Origin of the sequence: Enterococcus alcedinis, assembly GCF_014635985.1 — a bacterium.
Taxonomy (GTDB): Bacteria; Bacillota; Bacilli; order Lactobacillales; family Enterococcaceae; genus Enterococcus_I; species Enterococcus_I alcedinis.
In genome coordinates this window covers 68,423-84,008 of record NZ_BMDT01000009.1, presented here as the reverse complement: position 1 = coordinate 84,008, position 15,586 = coordinate 68,423, and the positions used below count along the sequence as shown (strand labels likewise).

General features: G+C 37.9%; 13 protein-coding genes and 1 other annotated feature. Of the genes, 3 read left to right on the top strand and 10 right to left on the bottom strand.

Annotation, left to right across the window (positions count from 1 at the left end; all coding sequences use genetic code 11):
* Window positions 1-46 precede the first annotated feature (46 nt).
* Complete coding sequence (gene metG, locus IEV09_RS09755) at window positions 47-2,056, bottom strand: methionine--tRNA ligase (protein ID WP_188368113.1); 2,010 nt, start codon at window positions 2,054-2,056, stop codon at window positions 47-49.
* A 200-nt stretch (window positions 2,057-2,256) separates the two neighbouring features.
* Between metG and IEV09_RS09750 the strand changes: the two genes are divergently transcribed.
* A complete protein-coding gene (locus tag IEV09_RS09750; protein ID WP_188368112.1) occupies window positions 2,257-3,081 on the top strand; it encodes an NUDIX hydrolase in 825 nt (274 codons plus the stop codon).
* A 370-nt stretch (window positions 3,082-3,451) separates the two neighbouring features.
* On the opposite strand, the gene IEV09_RS09745 is transcribed toward IEV09_RS09750, so the two are convergent.
* The 9 genes from IEV09_RS09745 to IEV09_RS09705 form a co-directional block, all read right to left on the bottom strand.
* A complete protein-coding gene (locus tag IEV09_RS09745; RefSeq protein WP_188368111.1) occupies window positions 3,452-4,381 on the bottom strand; it encodes an RNA-guided endonuclease TnpB family protein in 930 nt (309 codons plus the stop codon).
* A 146-nt stretch (window positions 4,382-4,527) separates the two neighbouring features.
* Window positions 4,528-5,595, bottom strand: a complete 1,068-nt coding sequence (gene rlmN / locus IEV09_RS09740; RefSeq protein ID WP_188368110.1) for a dual-specificity RNA methyltransferase RlmN — start codon at window positions 5,593-5,595, stop codon at window positions 4,528-4,530.
* Window positions 5,596-5,730: 135 nt separating this feature from the next.
* A complete protein-coding gene (locus IEV09_RS09735) occupies window positions 5,731-8,178 on the bottom strand; it encodes a DNA translocase FtsK (protein ID WP_188368109.1) in 2,448 nt (815 codons plus the stop codon).
* A gap of 105 nt (window positions 8,179-8,283) precedes the next feature.
* Window positions 8,284-8,745 carry an AraC family transcriptional regulator gene (locus IEV09_RS09730; RefSeq protein ID WP_188368108.1) on the bottom strand — a complete coding sequence of 154 codons (462 nt, stop codon included), beginning with the start codon at window positions 8,743-8,745 and terminating at the stop codon, window positions 8,284-8,286.
* 116 nt (window positions 8,746-8,861) lie between these two features.
* Entirely contained in the window at window positions 8,862-9,317 is a 456-nt protein-coding gene (locus IEV09_RS09725; RefSeq protein WP_188368107.1) for an HIT family protein, read from the bottom strand.
* A gap of 57 nt (window positions 9,318-9,374) precedes the next feature.
* Window positions 9,375-10,253, bottom strand: a complete 879-nt coding sequence (locus tag IEV09_RS09720; RefSeq protein ID WP_188368106.1) for a GNAT family N-acetyltransferase — start codon at window positions 10,251-10,253, stop codon at window positions 9,375-9,377.
* A 253-nt stretch (window positions 10,254-10,506) separates the two neighbouring features.
* Entirely contained in the window at window positions 10,507-11,319 is an 813-nt protein-coding gene (locus IEV09_RS09715; RefSeq protein ID WP_188368105.1) for an amino acid ABC transporter substrate-binding protein, read from the bottom strand.
* 12 nt (window positions 11,320-11,331) lie between these two features.
* Window positions 11,332-11,967, bottom strand: a complete 636-nt coding sequence (locus IEV09_RS09710; protein ID WP_188368104.1) for an amino acid ABC transporter ATP-binding protein — start codon at window positions 11,965-11,967, stop codon at window positions 11,332-11,334.
* Between the two features lie 12 nt (window positions 11,968-11,979).
* Window positions 11,980-12,621: an amino acid ABC transporter permease gene (locus tag IEV09_RS09705; RefSeq protein ID WP_188368103.1), complete on the bottom strand. Its 642-nt coding sequence runs from the start codon at window positions 12,619-12,621 to the stop codon at window positions 11,980-11,982.
* Between the two features lie 184 nt (window positions 12,622-12,805).
* Window positions 12,806-13,040 (bottom strand) — a binding site (T-box leader).
* Window positions 13,041-13,416: 376 nt separating this feature from the next.
* Here IEV09_RS09705 and IEV09_RS09700 point away from each other — a divergent pair.
* The gene (locus IEV09_RS09700; RefSeq protein ID WP_188368102.1) at window positions 13,417-14,283 is read left to right on the top strand and encodes a helix-turn-helix domain-containing protein; all 867 of its coding nucleotides are present in this window, start codon (window positions 13,417-13,419) and stop codon (window positions 14,281-14,283) included.
* A gap of 121 nt (window positions 14,284-14,404) precedes the next feature.
* Window positions 14,405-15,514, top strand: coding sequence for an ABC transporter ATP-binding protein (locus IEV09_RS09695; protein WP_188368101.1), 1,110 nt, complete (start codon window positions 14,405-14,407; stop codon window positions 15,512-15,514).
* Window positions 15,515-15,586: the final 72 nt, after the last annotated feature.

Here is a 15,586-nt window from a genome sequence, read left to right as displayed (position 1 = left end):
ATTGATTATTCATATGTCTATTAAGTAATGACGCATGCAAAATCATTTACGCAATAACAGAGCCGTTTGGCATACCTGCTGGTGCTTCAACGATTTTTAATTCGCCAGCTTCATTTTCTGCTGATAAAATCATTCCTTGGCTAATTAAACCACGCATTTTACGCGGTTTTAAGTTCGCTACAATTACGACTTTTTTACCAATTAAGGCACTTGGATCTGCATAAAACTCAGCAATTCCTGATAAAATTTGACGGTCTTGGTTGTCGCCTGCTGCTAAACGGAACTGAAGTAACTTATCCGCACCTTTAACTTTTTGACAATCAATCACTTCCGCGACTTTTAATTCGACTTTATCGAAATCTTCGTATTTAATTTCTTTGTCTTTGACAGAAGCAAATTCTGTTTCTTCTGGGTCCCACTTCATTGTTTCAGTTGGGTTTTCCCCACCTTCAGCCATCTTCTCTTTAATGTAGTCAGCTTCTGGTTCAATTTCTAGACGTGGGAAGATTGGTGTTCCTTTGGCAACAACTTTTGTTCCTTCTGGGAATTCACCAAAACGTAAATCTTTTAAGGCCATTTCAGCTGCGTTTAAGCCAAGTTGTTCAAAGATTTTCGTTGGTGTTTGTGTCATAATCGGTTGCAATAAAATGGCTGAGATACGTAATGCTTCAGCTAAATGGACCATAACACTGTCAAGTTCCGCTTTTTTCTCTTCATCTTTGGCTAAAACCCAAGGCGCTGTCTCATCAATGTATTTATTGGCACGAGAAACTAACGTCCAGATTTCAGATAAAGCTGTGTTAAATTCCATTTTATCCATCGCTTGGTGGTAACGACCAATCACATTAGCGGCAGTCGTTGATAATTCGCGATCAAATTCGGTGACTGTTGACGCGTAATTCGGAACAACACCATCACAATATTTATTAATCATCGCAATCGTACGATTTAATAGATTCCCTAAGTCGTTGGCTAAATCATAGTTTACACGAGAAACGAAATCTTCTGGTGTAAAGATGCCATCGTTACCAAATGGAACGGCACGTAATAAGTAATAACGTAGCGCATCCAAACCATAACGCTCAACTAACATTTCTGGATAGACAACGTTGCCTTTAGATTTCGACATTTTGCCATCTTGCATCGTTAACCAACCGTGACCATAAATCTTTTTCGGTAACGGAATATCCAGTGCCATTAACATAATCGGCCAATAAATCGTATGGAAACGCACGATTTCTTTTCCAACCATGTGGACATCTGCTGGCCAGTATTTTTGGAACAATGAGTCGTCTTCTGAGCCATAGCCTAGTGCCGTGATGTAGTTCGATAAGGCATCAATCCAAACGTAAACGACGTGTTTTGGATCAGCGGTAATTGGAACACCCCAAGAAAACGTTGTACGTGAAACAGCTAAGTCTTCTAAACCTGGTTTGATAAAGTTATTCACCATTTCATTTTTACGTGATTCTGGTTGAATAAACTCTGGGTGCGTTTCATAATACTCAAGTAAACGATCCGCGTATTTACTCATTTTGAAGAAGTAAGATTCTTCCTTAACAAGTTCTACTTCATGTCCACTTGGCGCTTTTCCGCCAATGACTTTTCCATCTTCATTGCGATAAACTTCTGCTAATTGTGTTTCAGTGAAATATTCTTCATCCGAAACAGAATACCAACCTTCGTATTCACCAAGGTAAATATCGCCTTGATCTAACAACTGTTGGAAGATTTTTTGAACAGCTTCTTTGTGGGCATCATCTGTTGTACGGATAAATTTATCGTAACTAATATCCAGTTTGCGCCATAATTTTTTAATGTCAGAAACCATGTGGTCCACATATTCTTGCGGTTTCACACCTAGTTCGTCTGCTTTTTGTTCGATTTTTTGTCCGTGCTCATCAACACCTGTTAAGTAAAAAACGTCAAATCCCATTAAACGCTTGTAACGTGCCATTGCATCGCACGCAATTGTCGTATAAGAATTTCCAATATGTAATTTACCACTTGGATAATAGATTGGCGTCGTAATATAAAATGTTTCTTTTTCAGCCATGAATTTGTTATCCTCCTTGTTCTTCCTTCTAAAATTCATTCTTTGCTAGTATAACATATTTTTTAAAGCTCGTTTTATATTTCGATTAGAATCTTGATTATTTAAAAGATAAAAGAGGGCTTTCTTGCTTTTTGACTTGTCAGAAAAAAGAAGCATGATAAAATAAGCGTATGAACTTATCTAAACAAGGAGGCTCCAACATGAGATTCACCTCTAAGGAACAAGAAAAACATTATTATGAGCAAGAAGCAAGCGAAGCCGAATTCCTTGCTTGGTATAAAACACAGGCACAACCAGAATTTGAAAAACCATCTGTCACCGTTGATATGGTCCTAATGTGCTACAACAAAGAAGCGGACCAATTAAAGGTCTTGCTCGTTCAACGTAAAACCAATCCGTTCCGTAATTCATGGGCCTTACCAGGAGGATTCGTCAATCCGAATGAATCAACTGGCGAATGTGTCATCCGTGAAACCAAAGAAGAAACGAGCGTTCGAATCTCAGCCAACAATATTGAGCAGCTACATACTTTTAGTACGCCAAATCGTGACCCTCGTGGTTGGGTCGTGACCGTCAGTTACTTGGCTTTCATTGGTGAAGAACCGCTTGAAGCGGGCGATGACGCAAGCCAAGTCCGTTGGTTTTCACTCGAAAGAAAAGATGAACAACTCTTTTTAACCAATGACAACATCGAAATTCGCTTAGACTTAACGACTGGCGAGACACTCAGTCAAGACGCACTCGCCTTTGACCACAGCGATATTATTTTAAAAGCCTTCAAACGAATTTCTAACAAAATGGAAAATCAACCTCAAGTCTTGCAGGTCTTAGGTGAAGATTTCACGATTACCGATGCCCGCAAAGTTTTTGCAAAATTCTTAGGTCTGAACTTCCGTGAAATCGATCACTCGAATTTCAAAAAATCACTACTTAAATTCCTAGAAGAAGTCGGCGAACGCTCAACCGGAATCGGCCGCCCCTCAAAAGTCTACCGATTAAAACCAGAAATATTTGTCGAAGAATAAGAGGCATAAATAAATCGTTTAGCTGTGATAAATAAGCAAGCATCTGGAAACAAAGTGTGCTTTTCACTTTTTTCCAGATCGGCTTATTTCTGAGCAGCTGATTAATTTATGCCGTCTCGATAAGAGGCTATTTTATGAGCGTTTAGACACGAAAGATAAGAATAGCCTTCGACAAAATGGCTCTTTCATTTTATCGAAGGTGACTTATCTCTGAGTGTCTGCTCAGAAAATGCCGTTTCAACAAGAGGCATAAATAAATCGTTTAGCTGTGATAAATAAGCAAGTATCTGCTTTTTCTAGAACAGCACGATATGAGGTATACCTTAAAACCGAAAAGACCAGCCCTTCTTATTAAGAAGGGCTGGTCTTTTTATTTTTGCTTAACTAACTCTTTTTGATACCACTGCGTTTTGTAGCGTAATTTACTTACAAACTGTTTCCAATCTTTTAGTTGGAAATTAGGAATTGCATTAGGTGCTTCTAGATTACTAGATTGACTTTGAATATTGATTTTATCGAAATGATTGACTAGTAAGAAGCTAACTTGTTCCAAATGATTTTTCATTTGATTCGCTTTTTCTTGCTGTAATTGTTCGACAATTCTTTTTTGTTTCTGATAATTTTGAGCACTTTGTAGTTGAATTTTCTTACGTCTTGCTGCTTTTTTACGGCAAGATAAGCGACGTTCAGCTTGTTCAATTTTCTGTTCGAGTTTCTCTTGACAAAATTTGGGCAAAATCAATTTGCGATCAAGCTGTACTAAATGCTCTTCATCAAAGTTCAAATGAACGACTTCACCTGTTTTTTTCAATGGAGGAATTTCTTCTAAACAAAGCAATGAAACGTAAAATTCTTGATTGTTTTTTGCAGAAATCGTTGCAGATTTAATTTCACCTTTTACTTCACGATGTTGATTAAGCGCTACTCGTTCTTTTAGCTTAGGAAGTTTGAGGTACCCTTCTGATAAATGAATCGTGCCCTTTTGATTATTTGTCGTATACGATTGCCAGCTGTTCTTTTTACTTTTTAACTTGGGGTAACCAGCCCGTCCGTTATGATAATTACGAAATGCGCGCTCCAGATTACGCTGTGCATTGGCTAAAGCCAGACTATCCACTTCTTTTAAAAAAGGATGGGCTTGCTTCAATTGTGCAGGAGTCATTTTATCGATTCCTGGCTCTTGCTTATTCATTAACAAATGATTGTACGTGAACCGCACGCAACCAAATGTCTCGACGAAAAACTTTTTTTGGATTTCATCTGGATAAATCCGAAACCGATAACCTTTTAATTCTTTCATTCACTCACCTCTTTTATTTTTGGAATTATCTGAATAAACAGATTTTTCAAAAGATATTATCTATCATAGAAAAATAACTAGCGTAATGCAAATAAATCGACAAAAAAGAACAATTTAAGTGATTAAACTCAAATTGTTCTTCGCTTTTATGAAGTTACTTTATCTTTTTTAATTTGTTTACTCCGTAATTGGCCACAAGCTGCATCGATATCTGTACCAAATTCTTTACGAATAACGGCATTCACGCCATGCTTTTTCAGAATGTTGTAGAAAGCTAAGACATCTGCTTTACTACTTCGTGAATATTGGTCGTGCTCACTGACTTTGTTATAAGGAATCAAGTTCACATATGTCAGTTTTTTCTTATCTTTCAGTAAAGCAGCTAATTGTTCTGCATGCTCTTCACGATCATTAACATGACTTAACATGATGTACTCGAAAGTAATGCGACGATTGGTTTGTTCTAAGTAATAATCAACGGCCAACATTAATTTTTCTAATGGAAAGTTACGGTTAATACGCATAATCGATGTGCGCACTTCGTTGTTTGGTGCATGTAAAGAGATTGCTAAGTTGACTTGCAAACCATTTTCAGCAAATTCTTTGATTTTGTGTGCCAATCCACTCGTTGAAACCGTGATATGACGCGCACCAATTGCTAATCCAGTCCCGTCGTTCACGACATGCAAGAAGGTCATTAAGTTATCATAGTTATCAAATGGTTCACCAATTCCCATCACAACAATGTGTGAGACGCGATCGCCATTACCTTGTTGGTCAAAATAACGTTGAACCGATAATATTTGAGCGACAATTTCGCCTGCGGTTAGGTCGCGACTTTTCTTCAATAAGCCACTTGCGCAAAACGTACAGCCGATATTACAGCCAACTTGTGTCGTTACACAAACCGACATACCATATTCTTGGCGCATCAGAACGGTTTCGATCATGTGCTTATCAGGTAATTGGAACAAGTATTTCACTGTGCCATCTTTAGATTCTTGCACAACTACTTGATTTAACGGGTCAATAATAAATTCTTCTGTTAATTTGTTGATTAATTCTTTCGGTAAATTGGTCATCTCACTAAATTCGATAACGCGTTTATGATAGAGCCATTCCCACACTTGATTGGCGCGAAATTTCTTTTCGCCATTTTCAATAAACCATGCTTCTAACGCTGCTTTTTCTAAGCCATAAATTGAAGGTTTCATTTTTTTCCTCATTTCAAAAAGAGTCGGTTTCACTATACAGGAAATCTTGTGAAATTGCAATCAACTTCACGAAAGACTTTTAACGCTAAAAAGCATCGCTGATTTCAACGGATCAGCGATGCTTTTTTGGTTTCATTATTCAAATTCTTCATAAGGGAAATCATCGACATCAACCGTTGCTTCCACCAAAACCTTACGTGGTTTGCTTCCTTCTGATGGACCAACAATCCCTTGAGCTTCCAGTTGATCGACTAAACGTGCTGCTCGGTTGTAACCGACACGGAAACGACGTTGTAACAATGAGACGCTTGCCGTTTGCATTTCAATGACTAAATCTTTTGCTTGTTCATAAAGTTCATCTTGATCCTCTAATGCATTCGCACCAGTTGGACTAATGTCTTCTTCAGTAACCATCATCTCTTCAACATAATTGGCGCCTTGTTGATCGGTAACAAAAGAAACAATCGCTTCAACGTCTTGATCTGAGATAAACGCTCCTTGCACACGAATTGGTTTATTCTCTCCCATTGGTAGAAAGAGCATGTCGCCTCGTCCAAGTAATTTTTCCGCACCATTCCCATCAATAATCGTTCTTGAATCGGTCCCGCTTGAAACGGCGAAAGCCATTCTTGATGGAACGTTGGCTTTAATAATTCCCGTAATAACGTCAACACTTGGTCTTTGTGTCGCAAGAATCATATGAATTCCTGCCGCACGAGCCATTTGAGCTAAACGGATAATCGCATCTTCAACTTCATTACTGGCGACCATCATTAAATCGGCTAACTCGTCAACAATCACGACAATGAATGGTAATATCGGATTTTTTTCACCTGTTTCTGTATTTCGGCGATTGATCATTTCATTATAACCAGTAATATTTCTCGCACCTACTGCAGCAAATTTCTCATAACGTTCTTCCATTTCTTTAACAACTTTTTGTAAGGCTTGCGCGGCCTTTCTTGGATTGGTCACTACCGGCGTTAGTAAGTGAGGAATCCCATTATACACATTCAACTCGACCATTTTAGGATCGACCATCATTAGTTTGACTTCATGCGGTTTTGCTCGCATTAAAATACTCGTAATAATCCCGTTAATTGCAACGGACTTTCCGCTTCCCGTTGAACCGGCCACAAGTAAATGCGGCATCTTCGTTAGATCGGCTGTTTGAACGCGACCAGAAATATCGCGTCCTAAAGGTACTTCTAATAAATTTTCTTCTGCTGCTGGATTGTTTTCGATCATTTCTCTAAAGGAAACCGTGCTGACCGCATCATTTGGGACTTCAATTCCAATTAATGATTTCCCTGGAATCGGTGCTTCCATTCGTAAATCTTTCGCCGCTAAAGCTAAGGCAATATCGTCAGTCAAGCTAACAATCTTACTCACCTTAACTCCGATTGCTGGTTGAATTTCAAATTTGGTGACAGAAGGTCCTAAACTCGCTTTAACAACTTTTGCATCGACGCCAAAACTTTCAAAAGTACGCTCTAATACACCAATGTTGCGTTCGATTTTTTTGTACTCACCACTTTGATCGGTTGCTTTGACCGCTTGAAGCAGATGAGCAGGTGGCAATTCGTACGCTTCGTCTTCAACTTCTTGCGGAATTTCAAAGTCCAAATCTTCTTGATCCTCTAGTTCCTCTGGCGCCTCTTTTACTCCTTGTGAAGCAGCTTTGGCTGATTTCTTAACAGGCTCAGCTTCGGGCTCTTTAGTTAACGCTTGGAACGTGTCAATTGGAACGAAACTTAATTGTTCCGCTTCTATCTCTAGTTCTTCATATGGGGTAAAGGATTCGCGCTCTTCCTCTGTCGTTGGACGAACCGTGTTGGCTTGTTGTTCGCGAATTTCAGCTAAAATAGCTTCGCGTTCTGCTTGTTTTTGTGCTTCTTTTTCTGCTTGTTTTTCGGCTTTACGCGCTTTACGCAGTTCTTTTTTTTCAGCTTTAAAGGCTTGTTTTTCTGGACTTTCTTCCAAAATACCACCGATATGGTCTTTCACATCACTTAAAAAATCAAGCAATTCATGCAAGCTTAGACGGGTACACAAGAATCCACCCACTCCAAGTAAAATACCACTTACTAAATAGCTACCAATTCGTGAAACAAGGAAGTAACTTGTTTGATAAAGGAGCCCACCAAGCATGCCCCCTCCAACATTTTGAGTCACTTGATTGGTTTTTAAGTCGGTTAGTAATAAGCCCCAAGTTGTCCCTAATATCGAGATTTCTTCTGTTTGGATTTTTTGAAATAATTGAATATGATAAAAATTGACCACTGCAAAATAAATCAGTAATGCACCGATTAATCGACGATAGTTTTGAATCGAAGCCTCGGTGTTTCGAATGACTAATACGGCCCCATACAAAGCCAAGGCAATGGTTAAGACTGGATACGTGTTCCCTCCGATTACTCGGAAACCATTCGCAATTAAATTACCTAAAAATCCTAGTTGAAATAACCCAAATAAGGCAAATAATATAAATAAGAAACCTAAACTAATCAGCGTTAGTTTCTCTTCTTGTAGTTTTTGTTTTTTTGTTTTCCGTTTTTTTGCCGGACGTTTTTTCTTCGCCATCTCATCCCTCTTTCCATCACCATCTATTATAGCAAAAAAAAAGATGGGAACAAAAGTTTTCCTCATCTTTCTTTATTTTTTATCATTTGCCCGCTAAATTAGGACTTATCCTTCTATCGGTACTAAAAATTCACAAATTTGTTCTGTCCCAATTACCGCTTTAAAACGCTCAATAATCGGGCTGTTGCGTAACCGCAGTTGCTTTTCTTGTATTTGTTGATCAATCGTTAACCAGAATCTTTCAACTGCCTCAGTTGTATGTGGCACTTCAAAAACGACATATTTCCCACCAGTAAAGAGCCTTTCTTGTACCAAACCATTTGCTACCTCTCTTTCTGAAATAAATAAGGCTAAATCATAACGACAAGCTTCTGGTGGTGTCTGTTGAGGATTATCCAATGGAATCCCCAAAATCCCCGATTCTTTTAGACGATCTCCCAAGTGATTGCCCTCAATCCATTGCTGAAACGTTTGCATCATTTGAAAATTCTCTACACTACCATATGGACCGACGTTTCTCATATAGACGATTTTTTGCGTCGGTAGTATTTCAATTATTGGTTTCATTTTGTCAAACTTCCCTTCAAAAATTCTTTTGAAAGGACTGCAGTCACTTCCTATGAATAACCATAATATGATTAAAAATAGATTGCAATCAATCTTTTAAAAATCATTGTACTTTTTTATTCTTTTGATGGATTCAATAAGTAATCCGCTATTTTTTGACGTAATTCGCCGTGTTTTTCTTCCGCATAAGCCGTTTCTACATTCGACCAATTTGAGGAATCGTATAGCCACACGGGCATTTTCTTACGTTGCTCTTCTTCCCAGTCATAGCGTGGGAAAACATGGGCGTGTAGATAGGCGTCGGTATTGCCTAAAATATCATAGTTCATCCGAATCGCATCCGTACTTGCCAAAATCGCATCGCCGACAACACTCATATCGACTAAAAAGGCACTACGTTCTTCCATCGTTAAATCATTTAATGAAAAGACTTCACGCTTAGGTAATAAGACACAGTACCCTGGTAAAAATTGTACATCGCCAAAAACCACATAACTTCCTGACAATTCTTTGATTAACATCGGGTTCTTACCTTCAATTGCCGCTTTGATTCGATTGTTTCTCCAACTCATCCTTATCATTCCTTCTCTCGATTCAATCTCGTTATCCTCTTATAAAATGCGTCTTTTTTATTTTTTCCAATAGAATGAATAATTGGAATGTTGCATAAATCCCATATTTTTATAAAAAGGGCTATCTGATATCACATAGGCTTTCTCCGCCCCTGCAGATTGACTTCGTTTTAAGGCTTCCAAAACCAACGCCTTACCTAGACCTTTTTTACGGTAATTTGGAATCGTACACACAGGTTCTACATAAGCATAGTCCGTTTGTGGATGGTACCAACATCCACAGTACGCAACAAAATCGTTTTCTTCATTGACTGCGACAAGATGTAAATAGGAATTTAAAGAGGGTGCCGATAGCATTCTGCTTTGTTTATCCAATGTTGTTTGATCTAACGGTAAGTCCCCTTCATTTTCAAATCCATGCCATAGTACACTATGTTGCTTGTATAAGTCCTGATTAACATCCAGCTCCTTGATCCTGATTCCTACTGGAAGAGTATAATCAAAACCATTTTCCTCAAATAACTTCTCAAGAATATTCTCATTGTTATCATTTTTTTCAAACCCATACTCCTTTAATAAATCCAGTGTATGACTGTCCTTTTGATTAACCGCAATTCCAAGTCCATTAACATCACTGAAATTATCAACAGCATATTGTAGTATTTCTCTTTCTAGCATTTCATAGCCTTTCTTAACAGCGTAAAAAGCTTCTCCGAAATAATGGTCATATGTTGTCATCCCTACTAACTCGCTATCGGAAAACCATAATCCTATTTTTTCAGTTAAATTCGTATCGAATTCGGGATGAAACGACATCCATTCCCATCTTGCCCAATTCCAGTTGATGTGTTTATCGTCTTCTTTTGATAATTTAATTAAGAATTCACATACCGTATGATAATCTAAATCTGTATATTTTTTAAACAGCGCTTTCATTTTGTGTTTCCTCTCATTCCTGCTATTTTAAATAAATTATTCTTGTTCCTTTAAGCAGCAATCATCATGTCCTTATCACCCAGAAATTTACGCTCCTTCTTTAAGATTCAAATAAAGCGCAACCTTTCATTCCTTTCAGTTGATTAAGGACGATTCTACCACACCAGAAGCCTATTCTGCAATTCGACTGATATTCCGTGCAAACAAAAAAGATGAATCGCTTCATCTTTTTTGTTCCTGTTTATTGATTGATTTAAGGTGTCACATCTTCACCAAACCATTTTGTTGAAATTTCAGCAAATTCGCCGTTTTCTTGTAAGGCAATCAATGTCTCGTTAATTAAATCGGCCAATGCTTGGTCGTCTTTTCGGACACCTACTGCAAAGTCTTCCACTTCAAAAGGACTATCGATCACATTAAAGTCCGCTGTTTTCTTTGCTTGTGCTAAGTAATACTCGGCATACACGCGGTCAATTAATAGTCCTTGAATCCGACCGTGCTCCAAATCAATAAAGGCTTCGTTAAAGCTGCCGTAAAGTGTCGCATCTTGTCCATCAACAATGTCTTTTAAAACTTCTGGTTGGTCATTAAATGTCGTGTAACCAGACGAACCTTCTTGTGCGCCTAATTTCTTGTCTTTCATGCCTTCAAAGTCTGTGATGTCACTTGTTTTGGCTGTTACTAGGACTTGTAAATTTTTCATATACGTATTCGTGAACAACACTTTCTTCTCACGTTCAGGCGTCACTGTATAGCCATTCCAAATCATGTCAATCGTACCATTGGCTAACTCTGTTTCTTTCATTGACCAATCAATCGGTTGGAATTTGACCTTTTTATCCGCTGTTTCAAACACTTTTGTCGCAAGTTCGACGTCAAAACCAGTCAACTCACCCTTATCATCACGAAAGCCCATCGGTACAAACGTATCATCTAAACCAACAATCACTTCTTCTTTTTCCGTTGCGCTTGGCACTTCTTTGCCTTTTTCACTACTTGTTCCACATGCAGCTAAGGTAACCATCCCGATTGCTGCAAACCATAATAAACCTGTTTTCTTTTTCATCTTTTTTTCCTCCTATTTAATTGGACTGACTTCTAATAAGTTATCCGCAATATTTTTTGCAAAAGCTAAATCGTGGGTTACCACAATTTGCGTTACACCATTTTCTTTTAAACCTAAAATTAACTCTTCGACTTGTTGACGAAGCGCAGGATCGAGTGCGCTTGTTGGCTCATCGTAAGCCAAAACTTTTGGCTCCATCGCCATTGCACGTGCAAGCGCCACACGTTGCTTTTGTCCACCCGATAATTGAAATGGATAATTCTCCAGTAATTCTGAAATACCTAATTGATCGGCTAATTTGCGCGCTTTTTCGGTATACTTTTCTTTTGATTCTTTTAACACGAGTTTCGGTGCTAACGTAATATTATCGAAAACTGATAAATGAGGAAACAGTTGGAAATCTTGAAAAACGACACCGACAACTTGTTCGTCTTCTTTTAATAGTTCGGGTGAAAAAGCTTGTCCATCGAGTAAAAATGTTCCTTCATCTGCCGTTTCTAATCCGGCTAAGATCCGTAGAAAAGTTGTTTTCCCACCACCAGAAGGTCCCACGACACTTAGAATACTACCAGTCGGAATATCTAAATCCAATTGATCAATCACTTGTTTATTGCCGAATTTTTTCGATAAGCCTTTAATTTGTAACATCTTGTCTACCTCCTAACGGTAATAGTTATAGTGTGTTTCAATTTTCTTTAAGATTAAGGTAAAGATACCGGTTAAACAAAGATAAATGACCGCCACACCAGCTAATGGTAAAAGCGTTGCGTCACGTTCCATCGCGATTTTCCCCATACGCATCACATCGGATAAACCTAAGATGTAAATCAACGACGTGTCTTTGACTAAGCTAATAACTTCATTTCCCACAGAAGGTAACGTGATTTTAAAGACTTGTGGAATAATGATTTTCGTAATCGTTTGGCTAGGCTTCAAGCGTAAGACTTGTGCAGCTTCATATTGCCCTTTCGGAATCGATTGAATTCCCCCGCGGAAAATTTCAGCAAAATAAGCGGCATAGTTTAAAATAAAAGCAAAGATCGCTGCATCAAAGCGGTCAAACACAATGCCAATCAGCGGTAATCCGTAGAAAACGAAAATTAATTGTAGTAATAACGGTGTGCCACGCATTAACCACACATAAATTTGTGTTGGCCAGCGTAAGACCGCCAAGCGATTCGATAACGCAAAAGCAAACAAAATCCCTAGTGGAATCGATCCGACTAATGTAAAAACAAATAATTGCAACGTAATTTTTGCCCCTTCAAGTAACTGAGGCAAGACTGAAATTAAATAATTCATTTGATGTTTTCCTCCTTTAAAAAATGTACAAAAAAAGCCCTCTGGATCGATAATCCAAAGGACGTCTAATAACGTGGTTCCACCTTCTATGCACGACTTTTCTCACAAAAAATCGTCTCACTCAGTCTTCGTCGTTCCTTACGATGAAAAAAGGGAAATAAAAAAGTCCTTTAGCTATTACTAGCTAAAGGACGTTCAATACGTGGTTCCACCTTTTTTTGTTTACTCTTCACAGAAGTAAACCTTCATAAGTCATCAACTAATGACTGAAGCTATAACGGGCTTACCCGGATTTTCCTACTTGATTCAAAAAACCGACTCCAAGATGTGTTTCACCTTATTCTTATGATCTCTTTCCCAGCATTCAGAGACTCTCTAAGCATAATCAACAAAGTTACTGTTCTTTTCGATGTCTGTTGTATTAAGTTGAATCAAACTTTACAGGATTTTTTAACAACTGTCAACTCTTTTTATTTTTAATCACTAAATTTCGATACAAATACCAATTCCAAAGCGTTCCAAAAATCAGTAATAAGCCACCTATCCATATAAATGACTGATTAAAATAAATATATGCAACAAACATTAGTCCTAAAATGATTAAATAGAAATAAAAATAGCCGCAATGATTTTTTGAGCCACTTCATCCGCCTACTATTAGCAAACCTTTTCTTTTATTGTATCATTATTTAAAATGCTATCGTTCCTTTTTATTATCGCTTTTTGGGAAATGACTTTGACTAGTCCGCATTTTTCGTTACAATTGTAATAGATACTAAACGAAGGAGCAGCCTCATGAATATTGAAACGCTACAAAAAATTTATCCCGGTGCCACGCTTCATCCTTTTGCAACGGATGACTCTGCCTATTTTGTTTTTTCTTCTCAACACAAGTTTTTATGGATTCCTAAAAACGAATTATCGCCAACAGAATTCCAACTCTTACAAACACTGAGTACACCAAGTAAACAAGGTCAACAAATGAAAGAACATCCTTGGTTTAAAGCCTTATTCGAACACCAAAAACCACCTGTTGATACTGGCACTTACCGAATCATTCAAGTCGAATTTAATCACCTAGATAGTACAACGATTGAAAACTGGAATAGCGAACTCCAAAGCATCCTCCCTCAATTAGTTGATTATTTCTTTGTGACGGAAAACTATGCCTTACTCGTTGAAGTCTATCATGAAGAAGCGTTAATGATTGATGATTTAGAAGGTGTTTTCTTAGCTTTAGATGGCGACTTTAATTTATATACGAAAATTTTTGTCGGTTCTTTTTATGCCCATACCGAAGATTTCACCCGTCTCCTTCATGAAGAAGAAGCCCTTTTCCAATATGAACTGACTCATTCGATTGAAAAAAAAGCCTATACGTTAGCTTCAGCAAGCGTTGCCTTCTTTTCATCTGAAGCAGTCAAAGACAGTTATTTGATGCGAACACTTTACCATCAATGGTTTTTAGAAGCGGATTTAATTGAAATCATTACGAATTTGTGGAAAAACCAAGGAAATGTTAGCTCGACAGCGAAAGATTTATTTATGCATCGCAATACCTTGCAATACAAACTCGACAAGTTTCAACAGTTAACCCATTGTAATTTAAAGAAAATGGATGACCTATTTCTCTGTTATTTGCTAACTTTGACCTTTAAATAAGACTTTTTTACAAGGTGCACAAGAAATGAATCTTTTTTTGTGCACCTTTCCATTGATAAGATAAACCGTTTTCATTTATAGTAAGGGTGTAAATAATTTAACCGAAAGAAGGAATATAGACATGGTAGAAATGGCCTTAAAGAGCATTCATAAAAAATACGACAATAACGACTTTTATTCAGTAACAGACTTTAACTTAGATATCGCAGATCGCGAATTTATTGTTTTCGTTGGACCTTCTGGTTGTGGTAAATCAACAACTTTACGCATGATCGCTGGACTAGAAGACATCACTGAAGGTGAATTATCAATCGGCGGACGCGTGGTCAACGATGTAGCTCCAAAAGATCGTGACATCGCGATGGTTTTCCAGAACTACGCTTTATACCCACATATGACTGTGTATGATAACATGGCTTTCGGTTTGAAACTACGTAAATACGACAAAACTGAAATCAAAACACGTGTAGATAACGCTGCTGAAATTTTAGGTTTAGTTGAATTATTAGATCGTAAACCAGCTGCTCTATCTGGTGGACAACGTCAACGTGTTGCCTTAGGACGCGCAATCGTTCGTGATGCAAAAGTCTTCCTAATGGATGAGCCTTTATCAAACTTAGATGCTAAATTACGTGTTGCGATGCGTGCGGAAATTGCAAAATTACACCGCCGTTTAGAAACAACAACAATCTACGTAACGCATGACCAAACAGAAGCGATGACAATGGCTGACCGTATCGTTATCATGAAAGACGGTTTCGTTCAACAAATCGGTTCTCCTAAAGAAGTTTATAACTCACCAGTAAACATTTTCGTTGCTGGATTTATCGGATCACCTGCAATGAACTTCTTCAACGTAACATTAAACAACGGTATTATTGAAGATGGACATGGCTTGAAATTACGCATCCCTGAAGGACGTAACAAAGTTTTAGTTGAAAAAGGTTACGAAGGTAAAGAATTAGTCTTTGGTATTCGTCCAGAAGATATCCGTACAGAGCAAATCGTTCTTGACGCTTCTCCTGAATCAACAGTCCATGCAGAGATCGTTGTATCTGAATTATTAGGTGCAGAAACAATGCTTTATACGAAAATTGGAACAACTGAGTTCATCTCTAAGGTAGATGCTCGTGACGTTCACAGACCTGGTGATATGATTGACTTATCATTCAATATCAACAAAGCACAATTCTTTGATAAAGATACTGAAAATGTAATCAAATTACCTTAATCTAGATAGTTCATTTGCCATATTCACTGGATTTGCCCCCTTATGAATATGGCAATGTAATCTATAAATTTC

Bases quoted from the DNA above. Each gene is read 5' to 3' on its own strand.
- metG (WP_188368113.1), bottom strand. From the start codon at position 2,056: ATGGCTGAAAAAGAAACATTTTATATTACGACGCCAATCTATTATCCA.
- IEV09_RS09750 (WP_188368112.1), top strand. From the start codon at position 2,257: ATGAGATTCACCTCTAAGGAACAAGAAAAACATTATTATGAGCAAGAA.
- IEV09_RS09745 (WP_188368111.1), bottom strand. From the start codon at position 4,381: ATGAAAGAATTAAAAGGTTATCGGTTTCGGATTTATCCAGATGAAATC.
- rlmN (WP_188368110.1), bottom strand. From the start codon at position 5,595: ATGAAACCTTCAATTTATGGCTTAGAAAAAGCAGCGTTAGAAGCATGG.
- IEV09_RS09735 (WP_188368109.1), bottom strand. From the start codon at position 8,178: ATGGCGAAGAAAAAACGTCCGGCAAAAAAACGGAAAACAAAAAAACAA.
- IEV09_RS09730 (WP_188368108.1), bottom strand. From the start codon at position 8,745: ATGAAACCAATAATTGAAATACTACCGACGCAAAAAATCGTCTATATG.
- IEV09_RS09725 (WP_188368107.1), bottom strand. From the start codon at position 9,317: ATGAGTTGGAGAAACAATCGAATCAAAGCGGCAATTGAAGGTAAGAAC.
- IEV09_RS09720 (WP_188368106.1), bottom strand. From the start codon at position 10,253: ATGAAAGCGCTGTTTAAAAAATATACAGATTTAGATTATCATACGGTA.
- IEV09_RS09715 (WP_188368105.1), bottom strand. From the start codon at position 11,319: ATGAAAAAGAAAACAGGTTTATTATGGTTTGCAGCAATCGGGATGGTT.
- IEV09_RS09710 (WP_188368104.1), bottom strand. From the start codon at position 11,967: ATGTTACAAATTAAAGGCTTATCGAAAAAATTCGGCAATAAACAAGTG.
- IEV09_RS09705 (WP_188368103.1), bottom strand. From the start codon at position 12,621: ATGAATTATTTAATTTCAGTCTTGCCTCAGTTACTTGAAGGGGCAAAA.
- IEV09_RS09700 (WP_188368102.1), top strand. From the start codon at position 13,417: ATGAATATTGAAACGCTACAAAAAATTTATCCCGGTGCCACGCTTCAT.
- IEV09_RS09695 (WP_188368101.1), top strand. From the start codon at position 14,405: ATGGTAGAAATGGCCTTAAAGAGCATTCATAAAAAATACGACAATAAC.